At 49.7% G+C, this 18,496-nt stretch carries 12 protein-coding genes; 2 read left to right on the top strand and 10 right to left on the bottom strand.

Going from position 1 to position 18,496, the window contains the following annotated elements; translation table 11 throughout:
• Positions 1–44 precede the first annotated feature (44 nt).
• Positions 45–677, top strand: coding sequence for a cAMP-activated global transcriptional regulator CRP (gene crp / locus I3X05_RS15230; protein ID WP_011079297.1), 633 nt, complete (start codon positions 45–47; stop codon positions 675–677).
• A 59-nt stretch (positions 678–736) separates the two neighbouring features.
• On the opposite strand, the gene ltrA is transcribed toward crp, so the two are convergent.
• The 6 genes from ltrA to I3X05_RS15260 all read right to left on the bottom strand — a co-directional run bounded on the left by ltrA (position 737) and on the right by I3X05_RS15260 (position 8,368).
• Positions 737–2,029 carry a group II intron reverse transcriptase/maturase gene (gene ltrA, locus I3X05_RS15235; RefSeq protein ID WP_193158283.1) on the bottom strand — a complete coding sequence of 431 codons (1,293 nt, stop codon included), beginning with the start codon at positions 2,027–2,029 and terminating at the stop codon, positions 737–739.
• Between the two features lie 612 nt (positions 2,030–2,641).
• A complete protein-coding gene (locus I3X05_RS15240) occupies positions 2,642–3,433 on the bottom strand; it encodes a DUF1338 domain-containing protein (RefSeq protein ID WP_045569695.1) in 792 nt (263 codons plus the stop codon).
• Between the two features lie 183 nt (positions 3,434–3,616).
• Complete coding sequence (gene astD / locus I3X05_RS15245) at positions 3,617–5,074, bottom strand: succinylglutamate-semialdehyde dehydrogenase (protein WP_193186024.1); 1,458 nt, start codon at positions 5,072–5,074, stop codon at positions 3,617–3,619.
• A 17-nt stretch (positions 5,075–5,091) separates the two neighbouring features.
• Positions 5,092–6,111 carry an arginine N-succinyltransferase gene (gene astA / locus I3X05_RS15250; protein WP_045569693.1) on the bottom strand — a complete coding sequence of 340 codons (1,020 nt, stop codon included), beginning with the start codon at positions 6,109–6,111 and terminating at the stop codon, positions 5,092–5,094.
• Between the two features lie 99 nt (positions 6,112–6,210).
• Positions 6,211–7,422, bottom strand: coding sequence for an aspartate aminotransferase family protein (locus tag I3X05_RS15255; protein WP_193186027.1), 1,212 nt, complete (start codon positions 7,420–7,422; stop codon positions 6,211–6,213).
• A gap of 367 nt (positions 7,423–7,789) precedes the next feature.
• Complete coding sequence (locus tag I3X05_RS15260) at positions 7,790–8,368, bottom strand: aminodeoxychorismate/anthranilate synthase component II (RefSeq protein ID WP_193167227.1); 579 nt, start codon at positions 8,366–8,368, stop codon at positions 7,790–7,792.
• 171 nt (positions 8,369–8,539) lie between these two features.
• On the opposite strand from I3X05_RS15260, the gene I3X05_RS15265 reads away from it, so the two are divergent.
• Entirely contained in the window at positions 8,540–9,811 is a 1,272-nt protein-coding gene (locus tag I3X05_RS15265) for an NAD(P)/FAD-dependent oxidoreductase (protein WP_045569690.1), read from the top strand.
• 85 nt (positions 9,812–9,896) lie between these two features.
• Here I3X05_RS15265 and I3X05_RS15270 read toward each other — a convergent pair whose 3' ends face one another.
• The 4 genes from I3X05_RS15270 to I3X05_RS15285 form a co-directional block, all read right to left on the bottom strand.
• Entirely contained in the window at positions 9,897–10,793 is an 897-nt protein-coding gene (locus I3X05_RS15270; RefSeq protein ID WP_193186030.1) for an endonuclease I family protein, read from the bottom strand.
• Between the two features lie 46 nt (positions 10,794–10,839).
• A complete protein-coding gene (locus I3X05_RS15275; RefSeq protein ID WP_045569688.1) occupies positions 10,840–13,752 on the bottom strand; it encodes an ExeM/NucH family extracellular endonuclease in 2,913 nt (970 codons plus the stop codon).
• A 112-nt stretch (positions 13,753–13,864) separates the two neighbouring features.
• On the bottom strand, positions 13,865–17,056 hold the full coding sequence (locus I3X05_RS15280) for an ExeM/NucH family extracellular endonuclease (RefSeq protein WP_045569687.1): 3,192 nt from the start codon (positions 17,054–17,056) through the stop codon (positions 13,865–13,867).
• A 23-nt stretch (positions 17,057–17,079) separates the two neighbouring features.
• Positions 17,080–18,168 (bottom strand): hypothetical protein, encoded by a 1,089-nt coding sequence (locus I3X05_RS15285; protein WP_045569686.1) that lies wholly within the window; start codon positions 18,166–18,168, stop codon positions 17,080–17,082.
• Between the last annotated feature and the right edge of the window lie 328 nt (positions 18,169–18,496).

An 18,496-nucleotide genomic window follows, 5' to 3' on the forward strand; every position in this document is an offset into this window, starting at 1 on the left:
ATATGGATAGCGGCAAGCGTACCCTGCAGAGGAAGTGAGATATTATGGTTCTAGGTAAACCTCAAACCGACCCAACACTAGAGTGGTTTCTTTCACACTGTCATATTCATAAGTACCCTTCAAAAAGCACGCTGATCCACGCGGGCGAAAAAGCAGAAACTTTGTACTACATAGTGAAAGGTTCTGTTGCCGTGCTTATCAAAGACGAAGAAGGTAAAGAAATGATTCTTTCTTACCTGAACCAAGGTGACTTTATCGGTGAACTAGGCTTGTTTGAAGAAGGCCAAGAGCGTACTGCCTGGGTTCGTGCAAAATCTCCTTGTGAAGTGGCTGAAATTTCATTCAAGAAATTCCGTCAGTTAATCCAAGTCAACCCAGACATTCTCATGCGCTTGTCAGCACAGATGGCAAGCCGTCTACAAGTGACCAGCCAGAAAGTGGGCGATTTGGCATTCTTGGACGTGACTGGCCGCATCGCTCAGACACTACTGAACCTAGCCAAACAACCCGACGCAATGACGCACCCAGACGGCATGCAGATCAAGATCACTCGTCAAGAGATTGGTCAGATTGTTGGTTGTTCGCGTGAAACCGTTGGCCGCATTCTGAAAATGCTGGAAGAGCAGAACCTTATCTCTGCGCACGGCAAAACCATTGTTGTTTACGGGACTCGTTAATTTCACGCCAGAAATCGACGTTCAATCGAGTAGGAGGAGGCCTCACGGCCTCCGTCCTCTCACACCACCGTACAAGCGTGGGTCGCATACGGCGGTTCCGAATACACTTTTAGTGACTCATACCCATCTCTCAATGAGTAAAGCCCCCTCTCCTCGAACCATTTGATTGGCATTGCGTGATTCAACTGGGGCGAGAGTGCTAAGCGCCACCACCCTTTATCTGACATCGCCAGCTTCCACGCATTTCGCTCTGTTACACCTTGTCGTTGTAACCATGTCGCTATGCTGTATCTGCGTTTGCGCTGTTTCAGGCGGTAGCATCTCAACCGACGCCGTATCCATTCGTCTAAGCGCTGCATCGCACTTTGACCTATGGCGAGCTTGAAGTAGTGCTGCCAACCTCGTAGGTATTGGGTTAACTCGGTGAGGATTACCGACAACTCTCGACCTCGATTTCGCTTCGTTATTTTCCGCACTCGCTTCTTCATTTGAGCTTGTGCCGATTTTGATATCTGGAGGGTTCCGTCTATCTTGAAGCTATGGCTTAGGTAAGCTCGCTCCGTCACTCTTGTTGCTGCACTTTTCTCACGATTTACCGTGAGCTTTAGCTTCTGCTCCAAGAACTCCGTTATCGACTCTTTGACTCGATGGGCGGCTTCCTCACTAAGAACGTAGATTTGGCAGTCATCTGCATATCGACAGAACTTATGCCCTCTTCGCTCTAACTCTTTGTCCAGTTCATCTAATACAATATTGGAAAGTAACGGAGATAATGGCCCACCCTGTGGTGTTCCTCGTTGTCTTCGCTCTACTAACCCATCTCGCATTAAGCCTGCCTGTAGATAGGACCTGATGAGCTTTAATACTCGTTTATCACTAATGTCCTTAGATAATCTGTGCATCAGCCTATCATGGTTCACCGTGTCGAAGTATTTGGCTAGATCGATATCCACTACATAACCCCGCCCTTCTCTGATATAGCGGCTTGCTGCCGCAAGCGCATGATGCGCACTGCGGTTCGGCCTGAACCCGTAGCTGCTGTTGGAGAACGTCGGCTCATAGAGCTCTGACAGTACTGATGTGATCGCCTGTTGGACTATCCTATCCAGTACCGTAGGGATACCTAATTGCCTGACGCCACCATTCGGCTTGGGGATTTCTACACCCAGAACTGGTTGAGGTTGGTAGCTTCCGTCCAGAAGACTCTGGCGGAGCGCTTGCCCATTTGAAGCTTGTCGAAGTTTAGAGATGGTCGCTGTGATGTCGAGTCTGTCGACACCTGCGCACCCCTTGTTCTTCTTCACGCGTCGAAGGGCATGGTTCAAATTCGCTGAGGAGCTGATTTGTTCCATCAGCGGAGTGGGGGTCACCAAGACTCGTCCTCCTTTCTACGCCGATCATGCTTGTCATTCTTCGTGACCATGAGCTTTACTTGCGGTATTGCCTATTGGGACGTAGAGATGTTTTCCATCTTGCTATGACTCCACATCATTGAGTAAATAGTGACTGCTTCTTGATATATTCAGTTCTGGCCTTCCTTTGAGTTGTACTTCCTCAAAGTACTATGCCTTCTGCTGACTTCTCATTGCCCATCACACAACATCACTGCTGTGTTGGTCTCATCTGAGACAGGCAATGAGCTCTCCCGAGGTAAGACGTTGCTCTTTCCCTTGGTCATGCCTGATTTACCTATACACACTTCCCGTCGAGGCATTGGGCTATTCTATCTATTGCTAGGTTACCCAAGTTGTACAGGCCTACTATCAGGTTTCTGTTCGTCACAACCAAGTTTTGCCGTTTGCTTCCTTCAGGTTTCACCTCACGGTGAACACCCTTGCATAGGCTAACGGTTCTCGCTCGACTGAGCCCGTAGAGGACTTTCACCTCCTAGATCAACGCCATGCTCGGCGCACAATTGCAAAAAGCCACCCTGCGGTGGCTTTTTTGTTGGTTCGTGATGCGTCTTAGCCGTTGGTGCTTTCAAAGATCTTGTCTGCCGACGCGGCCACAAAACCTGGGTACAGATCGCCGTTTTCCATCGGGTAGCGTTTGGCAAACTCGTAAAAACCACCGGGAATGATTTCACTGCCTTCAATAAACTGCACCGCCACTTTATCTGCCATCGTGGAAGATTGCTCCAGCAGCACTTCCGGCGTGCCCTTCACTTCACCGCCAATTTCATTGATGGTAAAGCCCGCTTGACGTAAGTGATCGTTCACGCCTTTCACCGAGTCAAATGCTTTGAGCTGATTGACGCTGACCGTAAAGTGATTCGCGCCGTAACCATGCGCCGCCAACCAAGAGGCATATTCACTCTCTTTTGCCAGCGTTTGATAGTCCGCAAAACTCAAGTCCCACAAGCGACCAGCGTAAAGGAACTCGTGGCCTTGCAATTGGCTTGTATCCACTTGAGCAACCAGTTTTTTCACAATCGCTTGCAGCGCCTCTGAGCATTCATCGATTTTCAGCGCACTGATGAAGACTTTAGGCTGAGTCGGATCAGGGTGCTCAAAATGTTTGGCTACTAATTTTTTGCTTTCAAACAGATAGTCGCCACACGCTTTGTAGCCTAATTCGATAAACGGTTTCGCCAGAGTTTCAATGCCAAGCGGCTCGACGTTAAACGTTCGTAGCGCGATATGGTCGTTGATCAGGGCTACATCTTCTTGCAATAGTTGATGCACTTTCGCCGCGGAAGGACACAGGCGTTGGATATAGTCGTTCCATAGCGATTCAAATAACACAGCTGGCGTCATAACGCCTCCTTGTTGTATCGGTTCACATTATCAGAGTATCGGGAGTGGACTGCGGCGGTGCGTGCAGAAATCACCGCCGCAATCCTCAACCTGTGACGTTCATGGTTTGAAAGCAAACAAGCCTGCACTACCAATGATGGCTCGAAGTAGCGCAGGTCAGAGACCTAAAGGTCGTTATCGTTATTAAAGTTCCACACCCGGGCTAAGCGTGGCGGGTAGTTCCGTTTGCGCCCCTTCCATTGATGCCATTGGGTACGCGCAATAATCGGCGGCATAGTAAGCACTCGGGCGTAAGTTGCCCGACGCGCCCGGTCCGCCAAATGGCGCATCGCCACTGGCGCCCGTCAGTTGGCGGTTGCGATTGACAATGCCAGCACGGATGTGATCGACAAAGTACGCCCACTCGTTATCGTCGGTCGAGACTAACCCAGCCGACAAACCAAAACGGGTGTCATTCGCCAGCTCAACCGCACGCTCGAGTCCTTGATAGCGCACCACTTGCAGCAGTGGTCCAAAGTACTCTTCGTCAGGCAAATCTGCGATCTGAGTGACATCAATAATTCCCGGTGAAACAAAGGCGGCCTCGCCCGCTTTGGCTTCAATTAAGCTTTCACCGCCGAGCGACTGCAGATTGGCCTGTGCGTCTAAGATAAAGCGCGCGGCCGCCTCAGAAATTTGTGGCCCCATAAAAGGCGCAGGGTCGGCAAACGGCTGATCAACTTTAAGTTTTTGCACCGCGTCAACCAGACGAGTAATGAGTGCGTCGCCCTTTTCCCCCAGCGGCACATACAAACGGCGTGCACAAGTACAGCGCTGACCAGCACTGATAAATGCCGATTGAATGATGGTGTAAACCGTCGCCTCAAGATCGCCGTACTGCTCTGAAATCACCATCGGGTTGTTGCCGCCCATTTCCAGTGCCAGCATCTTGCCGGGTTGACCAGCAAACTGACGATGCAGCAGATGGCCCGTGTTGGCGCTGCCAGTAAACAGCAGGCCGTCGATGCCTTTGGACTGCGACAAGGCAATCCCAGTCTCTTTACCACCTTGTACTAGGTTTAGCACGCCACTTGGCAGACCCGCTTCTTGCCACAGTTTCATCGCAAGCTCTCCCGTCCAAGGCGTTTGCTCGGACGGTTTAAACACCACGGTATTGCCAGCTAACAGTGCGGGCACAATGTGACCGTTTGGTAAGTGCGCCGGGAAGTTATACGGGCCAAAGACGGCCATCACACCCAGTGGGCGGTGGCGCAAGACAATTTGGTTGCCAGCGGCTTCTTTTTGCGACTCGCCAGTGCGTTCATGATAAGCGCGGATCGAAATGGCAATTTTGCCTGCCATCGCTGCCGCTTCCGTGCGCGTCTCCCACAGCGGTTTGCCGGTCTCTTTGGCGATCACTTGAGCAATCTCTTCGCTGCGCGCTTTAACACGCTCGGCAAAGGCCAGCACGTAGGCTTCGCGCTCGGCAAACGTGAGCTTCTTCCAGCTCAGAAAGGCGTGACGCGCCGCTTTCACTGCTTGCTCGACTTGCGGCTCAGTGGCACCTTTGCCACGCCAAACCACTTGGTTGTCATAAGGCGACAAGGAGGTGAACTCTTCGCCTTGCCCTTCTACCCATTCACCTGCAATCCACTGTGTCATCGTCTTTCCCTTAATCATTACTGCGCTAGCATGCGTACGTATTCGCCATCTTCCACCATCAGAGCCTGGGCCACTTTCGGTGACAAAATCACACTGGAAGAGGCTTGGTCATACGCGGCTTTGGCTGCCGTGGCGCGGAAGTTTTCAAATGAGGTATTGGCTATTAAAAAGTCTTGCGAGCTGGAGTGCTCCGCAACGCGCACTTTCGCTCGCACTGAGTGGCGTACCGATTCAATATTACGTAGGTCACACTCCACCGTGGGGCCGCCATCAAAGATGTCAACGTAACCACGGCTGGTAAAGCCTTCTTTCTCAAGCAGCTTGAGCGCTGGACGAGTATTTTCATGTACCACGCCGATCACCGCTTGCGCTTCTGGGCTCAGCAGGTTGATGTAAATCGGCAGCTTAGGCATTAAATCGGCGATGAAGCCTTTTTTGCCGATACCAGTGAGGTAATCCGCCATGGTGAAATCGATGGAGAAGAAATGGTCCTGAAGCCATTGCCAAAATGGCGAGTTGCCATTGGCATCCGACACCCCACGCATCTCGGCGAAAATGGTTTTCGAGAAGCGATGCGGATGTTCGGCCATCATCAAAAAGCGGCATTTCGACATCAAGCGACCGTTGAGCCCTTCACGGAATTTTTCCCGCAAGAACAAGGTACAAATTTCACTACAACCGGTGTAGTTGTTGCCAAAAGTGAGCAGCTTCACCACGTTGTTGACGCCAAGTTTTGGCGAGGAATGGACAATTTTGCTGATGTGGTACGAGTAAAAAGGCACGTCCCAACCAATCGCCGCTTCAATACCTGTGGTTCCGGCGACTTCACCGCTTTCGGCATCAACGCCGACCATCAGGTAGCCTTCATCGCCCGGCTCACAAACGTCGTGTTTGGCAAAGCTGTATTCAGAGTGTGTAATTCGATTGGTTAACAGTTCTTCATTAACCGGCAGAGATGTGAATCCGTGTCCCGATTCCACTGCACATGTGTGCAGTGCGTCATAGTCCGACATTGCAATAGGGCGAACAACTAGCATCAATACTCCCTCCAGATGCATAGAAGGCCCTAGGTTTACTACCTAGGATGTGATGTAGACGCCCGCCGCTTCCTGGGTAGGCGTCTGTTTGAGAAGCGTTTAAACCAGAGTGGCGATTGCTTTATCCAGTTTCGCCAAGCCTTCTTCTATTTCTTGTTTAGTGATCACCAGTGATGGTGTAAAGCGCACCACGTTCATGCCCGCCACCAGCACCAGCAGTCCCTCTTTACCCGCAGCAACCAAAATATCGCGTGCGCGGCCTTGCCACTCTTGATTAAGCGCCGCGCCGAGCAACAAGCCTTTGCCACGGATTTCAGAGAAAATCTGATATTTATCGTTAATTTTGCTTAACCCTTCACGAAACAGTGCTTCGCGCTCTTTCACGCCTTGCAAGGTTTCTGGCTTGGAGACTTCTGACACCACCGCTTCCGCGACGGCACAAGCGAGCGGGTTACCACCGTAAGTCGAACCGTGCGTGCCCACGTTCATGTGCGCGGCCAATTTTTCTGTCGTTAGCATCGCGCCAATTGGGAAGCCGCCACCGAGTGATTTGGCGGTGCTGAGAATATCAGGCGTCACACCAAGGCCTTGATAAGCATAAAAATCACCTGTACGTCCGTTGCCCGTTTGCACTTCATCAAAAATCAGCAGGGCATTGTGCTTGTCGCACAGCTCGCGCACGGTTTGCACGAACTCAGGCGTCGGTGGCACGATACCGCCTTCACCTTGCAGTGGCTCCATCATCACCGCACACGTGCGATCGGAAATGTGCGCTTGCAAGGCATCGATATCGTTGTAAGGCAGATGCGTCACATCGCCGGGTTTTGGACCGAAACCATCCGAGTAAGCCGCTTGACCACCGACGGTCACAGTAAAGAAAGTACGTCCGTGGAAACCTTGTTTAAAAGCAATGATTTCAGATTTTTCAGCACCGTAAACGTCCGCTGCGTAACGACGAGCCAGTTTCAGCGCCGCTTCGTTCGCTTCTGCACCCGAGTTGGCAAAGAAGACGCGCTCGGCAAAGCTCACTTCGGTCAGTTTTTTCGCCAGTCGCAATGCGGGCTCGTTGGTCATGACATTACTTAAATGCCACAGTTTACCCGCTTGCTCAGTCAGCGCTTTGACCATAACCGGATGACAGTGGCCCAGACAACTCACCGCGATTCCGCCCGCGAAATCGATGTATTCCTTGCCGTTTTGATCCCAAATACGTGAACCTTCACCTTTCACTGGGATCATCTCCATTGGGTTGTAGCAAGGCACCATCACCTCATCAAACAAACCACGATCTACTTTCATTTCCACTGTCATTGCACATTCCTTCTTGATACCGCACGCCTAGCAGAGAGCGAATCCAACCGACTGTGACTGGCCGGCAAATATTGTTTTGCATTTAAGCTGATGCGGCATTGTATTTACAATTAATTAACGAATTCAATAGTGAAATATTCTTTTTACAGCCCGGAGGAATACCCAATAGTCACTATTCATGATTATTTATGCATCATGTTCCGCAAATTATGAAGCATTTTTTTAATCGATCAACAAATCACTTGGTTTAATGGCAAAATGGGAAGGGGAAAGCAAAAAGTGGCGAATAGTTTTGCACTTCGCCTTGGCTGAAAAAAAGATGAAGAAAATGTTAAGAATGGTGATCAAGATCAGGGTTAGGCGCGACTCAACGAGCGAGAAAATTGGCCAGCAACGCGTGCCCTTGCTCGGTTTTGATCGACTCAGGATGAAACTGCACGGCGTCAATCGGCAGCGTTTTGTGCTGATAGCCCATGATTTCGTCGATACTGCCATCTGCCAGCGTCGTCCAAGCAGTGAGTTCAAAGTCGGCAGGTAAGGTGCCATTTTTGACCACCAGCGAATGGTAGCGGGTAACGGTAAGTGGATTGTTCAAACCGCGAAAGACACTTTTCCCATTGTGCTCAATGGCTGAGGTTTTACCATGCATTACTTGCCGTGCGCGTACCACTTCCCCACCAAAGGCTTGGGCGATCGCCTGATGGCCAAGACAGACGCCGAGGATCGGCAGTTTACCCGCAAAGTGGGCGATCGCCGCTAGAGAGATCCCTGCCTCATTGGGCGTACATGGCCCGGGGGAAATCACCAGATGGGTCGGTTGAAGACGCTCGATCTCGGCAATATCGATCTCGTCATTACGCACCACGTGCACATCAGCACCCAGTTCACAGAAATACTGGTAGAGGTTGTATGTAAACGAGTCGTAGTTGTCGATGATCAGCAGCATAAATTTGTCTTAGCCTAGATGAAAACTTTAGCATTCTACGAATCCGGCTTACAGATTCAATCAATAACACGCTTTTCCTTCACTTTATGATCCAGACGACACTTCCGCTTTGGCAGTTCATCATTATTTTCCTAAAATTACTTTAGCAATAGCTAATAAAGGAAATTAAAAATGAAGAGAACCATAGTCATTGGTGCCGGTTTAGGTGGCATGTCGGTCGTGTATGAACTCAGACAAAAATTGCCCAGCGATCATGAAGTCATGCTCATTAACGAAGGATCGGAGTTTCATTTTATTCCATCCAATCCATGGGTGGCATTGGGAGAACGCACCAAAGAGCAAGTCGTTTTAGAACTCACGCCTTATGTAAAAAAATTTAATATTCCTTTCAATGTCTCTGGTGTGGCACACATTGATGCCAAAGCATGCCGACTAAAAACGGGCGATGGTGAAGAATATCATTACGACTATTTGGTGATCTGCACAGGGCCTAAATTGGCATTTGAAGCCGTACCGGGAGCCGGACCAGAAAATGGCTTTACCCAATCGATTTGCACGGTTGATCACGCTGTTAAATCCCATCAAGCCTATCAACAGTTGGTTGAAAACCCAGGCCCCGTCATCGTTGGGGCACTGCAAGGCGCAAGTTGTTTCGGCCCGGCCTACGAATACATTCTCTCTCTGGAAAGCCAATTGCGAAAACTGAAAGTGCGCGACCGTGTTCCAATGACCTTTGTAACCAGTGAACCGTACGTGGGTCATATGGGATTGGGTGGCGTAGGGGATTCCAAAGCGCTGATGGAACATGAGTTTCGCGAGAGGGGCATCAAATGGATCTGCAACGCCAGAACCACGCACTTTGAGGACGGTACGGCACACATTGAAGAACTCAATCGCAAAGGTGAAGTGGATTTTGAACATCACCTGCCCTTCACCATGGCAATGTTTCTACCACCGTTTAAAGGCGCAGCGCCGATTGCTGCGGTTCCTGAGCTCTGTAATCCCAAAGGGTTTGTGCTCACCGACGAATATCAACGCAGCCCTGTCTACCCTGAAATTTTTGCGGCTGGCGTGTGTGTAGCCATCCCTCCCTTGGAAGAAACACCGGTTCCTGTCGGTGCACCAAAAACGGGCTTTATGATTGAATCCATGACGACGACGATTGTGGAAAACATTCTCAGCCTAGAAAAAGGCGAACAGATGCATACCAAACCGACCTTGAACGCACTATGCCTTGCTGACATGGGAGATAAAGGCGCGGCCTTTGTTGCCCTACCACAGAATCCCCCACGTAATACCAACTGGACCGGGATGGGACAATGGGTGCATTTAGCCAAAATCGCCTTCGAAAAGTATTTCCTCTACAAAGTGAAAAAAGGCACCAGCGAGCCAATCTATGAGAAGTACATTTTGAAAGCGGCAGGCATTGAACGCACTAAGTGAGTGTTAAACAGAGAAGTGATGGATGGGTGGACATAGGCCAGCATGCGCTGGCCTTGGATAGTAAGGGTTATATCCCGATCGAAATCTACTGCGTACAATCTTTGCGGAAGATAGACTCGGCCCAGTGTGGGTTATCTACGAACGGGTTGCGGTTGCCCTGAATATTCTGGATCTTGGTGTTGCGTCCAAACTCGAAATTGTCCACCGGATCTTGGCTGTTCCACTCCAGCAGCACACACACATTGCCCAGCGCGGTGCCATTGTTGGTAACAGCCGGTACGAGCTCAAGATCTGGATTGGCCGGATCGCTGCTGTCTTTACCTTCATAGCGAGTTGCCATGTAGAACATCATACGCGCCACATCGCCCTTCACTGCATCACGTGGCTCAAATGAGTCACTGTCAACGTAGTTTCCGGGCGCTTCTGTTACCGCAGAGCCGCCGTTATCGAACTCCAGATTACCTCGTCTACCATTGACCGATTCATCCGCTGGACGCAGGTGGTGGATATCGGTGTATGCGTAAGCGTTGCTGTTATCAAAGCCACCATTCGATTTCGGATAGGTATGCTCGCGGTTCCAGTTATCTTGACCCAGCGAGCCCTGACCTGATTTCTGCCCTTTCGCTTGTGAACGTCCGGTATAGAGTAGAATCACATTGTTACTGTTGTTTGGATCTTCATCGGTGATATCCAGTGCATCCCACACATCAAAGCTGCTCGAAGAGTACGGTAGCTTGATGATGCCAGTAGAGATGATTTGGTTTAGCGCCGCTTTCAGGGCATCTCCGCTCAGATCGAGCGCGCTGTCGTAGTAACCATCCGGGTTATGGGTTTCTCCCGGTGTGACCGGCGGTGTCACGATTTCCATCTGACAGGTCACGGTAGGTAACCCGCCCACCACATGAGGATCGTGGGCTTGCTGGTAAGCGGCGCTCGCACTAAACGCGCATGGAATCAGTAAAGTCAATAATGTCTTTTTCATATCTTTTGCTTAGGAGTGCAAGCACTCCTCTCCTTTAGGCAGCGAATTAGTTGAACTTACGACGTAAGAAGCCAAGGCCGAGTAACGCCAACAACGCGCCTAAGCCAGTGCTACCGCCATCCGAGTCACTGCTGTTATCAGCAACCGCCACTTGTTTACGCTCTAATACCGTGCCATCAATACTGGTGGTCACCGTATATTCACCAGCGGCAATACCCGTGATAGGCACTTCGGTCCAACCCAGTGCGATCTCAAATTCATCCAACACGTCTTTGGCAACACTGGACGAGGTAGCGACAAAAGCCGCATTGGCGTCACTAAAGCTCACCACCACTTCATCACCCACTTTGAGATAAGAAGAACCCGTGTACGCGGTGAGATCGACAAGATATTTAAAACCAGCCGTTGACGGCGCTTCGAGACGCGGCTCATTGATGGGTTCGCTTGGCAGTGCAATCGGCGTCCCAACAACGATCGGCTTATCACCAGGCAGCGTTGGGTCGACAGGATCGAGCGGCTTACCCGCAAAGGCAATGTCCACCACAACAGGATCGATTTCTGCCGCGCGGTAGGCATCTGCATAGTTCTGTCCTACGCTGTGATCAGCCGCAAACAAGGCAGATTCAGCGGCATTGATATGCCAATGGCCAGCATCCAATACGTTCGCTTTCAAACCGGCGGAAGTGAGGATGTAATCCAAATTGCCACTTTCATCACCGTTCAAACTGTTGAAGCTCTTTGGTGCAACAATATCGAGCACGTTTTCGTATCCGTAGCTGGCCTCGATCACACGGCTTTCGCTATCAAACGCTTTGTCATCGACAAACGTTTGAGCTGCGGCTTTGATGACTTTGTAACCCGCTGGCAACGAGGTGCGATTGGTCAGAACGGTGATGGCGTCTTCTTTGCCATAGCTATTGAGGTTACCGAGAATCACCTTCTCACCGTCGATGTCAGCCAGTTTCTGGCCAAGATAATCGGCAGCAGAGACGCGCAAGTTCTCACATGCACCCTGTTTATCGCTATTGGAGGTATCTTCCAAACACGCTTGATCTTTATCGACAAATTGCGTTACGGCAACCGTCAGTGTTTCGTCACGATCTTTAAAAGAGAACTCAGGCACCAGCGCATCTGGCTGAGCGATGACTTGCCCACCCTCCAAGCGCTGCTCTGGCATCGCAATCACCTGAGTGGCTTTTATACCCGCAACGCTAGGGCGATAGATGACATAGTTGCTGCTCGCCAAGCGACCGATGTGCGTAAGATCTTTCTCTTTGACTATCTCATACTTTTTCGCTTCTGGCAGTTTGGCATTGACGGCAGACACCAACTGCACGATCGCAGAGCTTTCACCAAAGCCATTGTTTTCTACCCCAATCACACCAACGATGTCCGCATCGAGTGCAACCAATGCCGCAGCCAATTTAGCCGTTTGCTGTTGCAATATCGTGGCATTTTCTGCCCCCGCAGTTTGCCCTGCGCTGAGATACGGATTCGCCTCGCCATTACCAACCAAGCTATTGAAGTATTCATCGGTATTGAACGTCGCAATGCGCACGTCGCCTGATTTCAGCACAGGCGCCTGAGTACGGTTGTTGCCACGAGCGATAAAGGTGTCGTTGTTCGCCTCTTCTGTCACATACAGACGGTAGTCAGAGTGAGAATAGCCGAGCACACCTTGCAGGTTGCTCGCGCGGTCACCCACTCGAATGTAATCTTCACTCGAACCATTTTGGTCGATGTCTGTTTTACCAAACTCAGGATACCAACTAGGTTGACCTTGAGTGTCTTTGCTAAATGATTCCACCACTAGGCGGGCATCATCATTACAATCAGCCGCTTGCGCTGCTTGTTGTGTGCCGGGGAAGAAAGATTGGTTCGGGTGGACATTCACTTTGCCCTGAGTCAGCACCAAGTTGTAACGCTGTGGTCCCTCATCAAAACTGTAGCTGCGAGACACTTTCATGTCGGTGGTGGAAGTCAGCTTCACCAACATGCCTTCGTAGCGTTCTAAGGTAAAATCAAACTCTGCGTCGTCGCTGAGTGTCGTCACCGCGACCGCGCTCACGCTTCCCGTTCCGATTTTCTCGACTGCGGTCGCAGGCATTTGTGTCCAGCCGTAGTTTTCCTCAACAGGACCTGTAACACGTACTTTGTCGCCAACGGCAAGCCCATCCACACTGGCCGCCACAAAAATACCGTCCGACGTTTTCGCATCGCTATCTGGCGTTTCATCTTGCATGAAGAAACCGACTGGTAAATCCCCGTCCAACGCTTGCGTTTGAATCGCCGTGATCACCCCTTCAACGGTAAAGCTTTCGCTAGAGATAAACTTGCCGTTGGCCGGATCGGTATAAGGCGATGCCCAGCCGCTGCCTTGCAGAGCACTGATCAGCACTTGCGGCTGTGGATCTGGATCGGGATCTGGGTCAGGATCGGGATTGGTACCACCGCCGATCTCCACGTTGCCAAAATCACTCCAATCGTTCATATCCACGGTGGCAAATTTATTCGCATCATAAGTGGTGGATGGTGAGAAGTCGGTGCGTCTTAACGTAACATCTTTGTTGAAATCTTTCCCATCTCGATTCCCGACAATATCCATGATAGTGCCATCTTTCTTAATCGCGACGTCATCGTTACCGTTAAAATAAGTAACATCAGATGCAATATCCCCTTTTTCTTTGAGGTCCGCAGCCGCTCCGCTATTGATGATCACGTAGGTTTGCCCAGAGGCCAAGGTCACGCCATCGAGAGAGAGCTTATTTCCCCAATCTTTGCCGTTGCCCGCCAGTTCCACGGTGTAGCCATCAAGCAGCACTGACGCTGCGCCGACGTTTGCAATCTCAATCGCTTTGTTGTTACCACTGCCTTCAGTGATCTCCGAGATGACGATATTGGCATGCACGCTCGGTGCAACCACCGCCCCAATAGCGGCGGCAATAAGACTTTTTTTCATTGTTAACCCTCATCGGTAAACAAGTTTTTTGATGTGTGAGTGCTCGTGTTGAGCCATCCACTTGAGAAAGAAAAAAGGGCTGACGCAGCAGCGCCAACCCTTTCAGAGCCGATCAACGACGACGGCGTAGCAGGCCTAAGCCAAGGAGTGACAGCAGGGCACCAAAGCCAAAACTACCACCAGAACCGTCGTTCTCTGGATACACTGGCTTCACATTGCTTGAGTCACGTTTAACCACCGACATTTCCAGCGCTTTGCTTTCAACGGTCTCTTGCGCTGCGCTCTTCTCAACCGCATCACGTTTGAGTGTCATGGTGAAGGTGTACTCGCCCGCATTCAGGCCAACCACGTCAAACATCACCGTTTGCGCACCATCATTGCTCAAAGTTACTTTCGGTAGCGCGACGCCTGCAGGGCGAGGCGAGATAGCGATCTCGGCTACATCACCTTTTTTCGCTTTGGCTGACACTGGGAAAGCAATGTCCGCTCGGCCACTTTTCACCGCGACAGTGACTGGGTTCTCACCCGCTTCACCATATTTATAACCAATCACCAGTAGCGCTGGGTCATGGTCTGATGAACGGAACGGCGTTTGAGCATAGAATGGATTGCTCTGTTCACTCGGTTCTTTCTTGTAGTTACCATAATCGTAGAGGTTCGATTCTGGCGCGTTGATGTGCCAATCTTTCGCATCCACTAAGCGATCTTTCATTGATGGCGAAACCAAGAGATGGTCAAGCGAACCAATTTCATTGTTAAACGAGTAACTCCATGAGGTTTCGCCTTGCGCAGTAAACAGATCGACTGCATTCAGGTAGCCATACGTCTTGGTGATGCGAGCACCTTCAGGACCATACTGTGGCTGGCCATCGATGTAGGTATAACCTGCAGCGTACAGCGCTTTGCCCGTTGGGTTACTGGTCAGAACCAACATAGGATCTTCGTGCGCGTAGGAGTTCATATCGCCCAGCAGCACTTTATCACCCGATAGCTTGGCCATCTCTTCGCCCAGATGCACCGCGGCCGCAACACGGACGTTCTCACACGCACCTTGGTAGTCGTCATCGCGAACATCGTCGGTCACTGGGTTGAAATTCGCCCAGTTCTGCCATCCTGCCCAATCTTCATAACAGGTTGAGCCTTTTGATTTCAAATGGTTGATGGCAACGGTCAGTTTCTTACCAGTATTGAGCACGCCAAAGGTCGCAGCAATGGTATTGCGCTGGAAGTTGGCGCCGCTTTCACGGATCTCACCATCTTCACCAACAATCGCGCCCCCTTCAGGGTATTCAATCATCGGTGCATGCTGCTCAGGCATCGAGATAACTTTGCCAAACTGTAGTGACACTTTTGAAGGGCGATAGATAACGCCTGTGGTGATCGCATCACTGCCGATGGTGTCGAGATCATCCAACACTTGGTCGCCATTTTTATCAAAGCCAACAAAGACATAGCGATTATGAATAGAGCGAGCATGATTGCGATCGCCATAATTTTCATAGTCATATTTAGCATTGATGGCTGCTAACAAGGTTTTGATTGCGCCAAAGTCACCAAAACCATTATTTTCCACTTCCATCAGACCGACGATGTCGGCATTCAAGCCATAGATAGCCTCAACAATTTTTGCCTGCTGACGTTCAAATTCCAGCGAGGATTTGGCACCACGGTTATCACCAAACGTGTTATCTGACCCACCGAATGGCGAGTTGAAATAGTTGAGTACGTTTTGCGTTGCCACTTTAATCACAAAGCCGTCAGAACCATTATCGGTATTGATACTTGGCGCAGTCGTACGTGGCGTATTGTGTACAATGTCACTAGTGCTCAACTGATTACTTGGCACTAAACGATACTCGTCGTAACTGTAGGTCATGACACCTTCAAGGTTTTTGACCGTATCGTTAATGCGAATATAGTTTTTCTGTGGGTCGCTATTAAACGCTGGATAATAAGGGATCTCACCGTTCTTTGGCGCAACCGCACTGTCGACAAACAGAGTACGATCTCTGTTTTGATTTAGCTGCATTAGAGATTCGAAACTGCCTGCCACGTGATCTTGGTTCGGGTGGAAGTTCGGACGTTCGTACGCAAGCACCATGTTGTTTCGGTACTGCTTTTTGTCTAGAAGCTCGAAGTCGAAGTTAAAGGCACGTGCGACATGCATGCTTTGATTGCCCTCTTTGGCATCATCCATGTCTTCAACCAGCTTAACCAGCATGCCCTCGTAACGCTCCAGCGTTTTAGCAAAAGATGCACCATCGGACTCAAGACGTTTCATTTCCGCAGGCGCAATCGTAACTTTATTGCTGTCGGTAACGACCCATTCGCCATCCGTTTCCAGTTTAAACTGCGTTTGGCCGAAGTATTCACGTACCTTACCGGTCACCGTGATCTCTTGGCCCACCATATCTGCATTGGCTTTGTTCGAGTAAACAAAAAGACCGTTGGAGGTGGCTGGATTGTTGTCTTCATCGTAGAGGAAGAAACCTTTCGAGATGCCGTTGTTGGCACTGATCAACACATGGCTAACACGTGCGGTCAACTTATAGTTTTCTTCGGTTTCGTAGAACTTATCTTCCTTAAGATCGCTGCCATGTTCTTTCTCAATCAATGGCGAGAACATCCCCGAACCTTGCACTTCAGCAAGAGTGACTTCAGTCGGAGGTGTTGGCGGCGCAGGTGGCTCAACAAACGTTGGCTTACCCAGATCAGCGAAAGTGTCCACCGCTTCAGCAGCCCAGTTCGCTTCCACAAATGCCGCATTCTGCGTCATCGCGGTATTAACGCGTTTGTAGGTAACGTCCGCGCCCCAGTTGTTGCTGTTTTCACCGATGATATCAAGCGGCGCATCTTTGCTACCGATCCAAACCGCTTCACCACCATTGAAGTTCAATGAGTCATATTTGTCTGTCGTCCAGTTACCTGTTTTCAGCAAAATGCCGCCATTTTGCTCGACATAATCCGTGAGTTCCGCAGTTGCATCGCCATTGACAATCACCAGACTCTTACCAGCAGGAATAGTCTTACCGGTCAAAATCGACGTTCCGTTGCCTTTGCCTTGACCATCACCAGAACCCGCTACCAATACCTGGTTCTTATAAGAGCTATAGAAAAGGCCGACAGTGTCGTCAAAGGTGTAATCTGTGCTACCTGTATTGGTCAGCTCAACGGCTGTGTTTTTAGCATAACTACCTGAACCATCGACATATTCCGAAATTAAAATGTGGTTAATATCCGCTAGCGCCGCGCCACTTAATACGCTACTAATCGCACCAGCAAGTAAAGTCATTTTTCTATTCATTTTTCTCATTCCCTCTGACACGATTAGAAGTAAACGCGCGCATACGCATAGGCATCTTGTGCGGCTTCACCTGCGTTTAACTCAAGCGCAATCACACTGGATTTGGTTGGTTTGTAGTTCACGCCAACGGTGCCCCACGTGCGGCTATCACCCCAGCTATACTGGTTCGCATTTAACTTCTGATTGTTTTTTCCCCACTTCTCATACTCTTCAAAGTTATAGGAAGCAGTGAACTCCAAGTTCTTGCTGAAAATGTATTTTGCAGAAGCAAGGTAGCCCTTGTTTTCTTCTGTTTCATATTCATTGTGAATGTAGGTTTTCTTCCCTGTAGTAGTATCTACAGACTGTAAGTCTTTGTTCTGTGCAATATCTTCTTTCTCGAAGAAACCATTGATACCAAGATGGATGGTATCGGTGACAGCAAATCGAGCGCCCAGACCAACTAGGCGTTGCTCGCCGTATTTTGTTGCACCGTCTGAACCACCACGGCCTTCTAGGCCAAGCACGACAGAGAAGCTGTCGTGGAAGAAACCAATATAGCCGTTAACAATATCGCCTAACTCGTCACCAGAAGAAGATTTACCACCATAGGTATAAGAGACACCCGTTTTGAGGTAGGTGAAGAATTGCCCTTCGTACTTGGCCGTGATGTCTTGGTCGCCTGCTTCGCCAGTTTCCACCGTGGTATCAAAGGTCAGGTCACCCCAGTTGTCGTAGTCATCAAACGCCGTATCGGTCAGGCCCACTTCAACGTATTGGCTAAATCGCTGACTTTGAACCACGTCATAGCCGATAAAAAGTTTGTCGATACTCAGCACTAAATCGCCCGAACCACCTGCCCAGTTTTCACGTTCGTAATCGAGCTCTAAACGGTAGTGCATGCGATCGTTTTTGCCGCGAACGCCCATGGTAGCGAATGAGTCGTCGATGAAGCTTTGGTCTTTGAAAAACTCGCCGTATTCAAAATTTGCCCCGATATGACCGCCAACGCCGACTTCACCATATAATTTCAGGTAATCACCATTATCATCCTGATAAATAGTGGCAGCATTCACTGCGGTCGCCATACATAGCGAAGATATCGCTATTGCCACTGCATTTCGTTTTAACATTGCTATTTCCTTGTATCTTAAAATCCAACTTGGAATGATGTTCTGTATGGTAAACAGGGCTCTGTTATTTCATTGATTGGCCAACAGGATATTTATCGGTCAAATTTTAGGCACACAAAGCCGTGCTCGCTTCTTTCGCTGCGAGGAGAGGTTCCGTTTAACCAGATCTTATCTAAACTGGACTAATGTCTCTCTTTTATGCAAAAAGAAAAGAGATAAGCATATTAAATGCGAAATGTTTCACAATTATAAAAGTATTAATACGAAGGGTTTTATACTTTCAACAAATATCGTTGTTAATATAATCAACAATAACTCAACATTTTCA

It is taken from the genome of Vibrio navarrensis, assembly GCF_015767675.1.
Classification (GTDB): Bacteria; Pseudomonadota; Gammaproteobacteria; order Enterobacterales; family Vibrionaceae; genus Vibrio.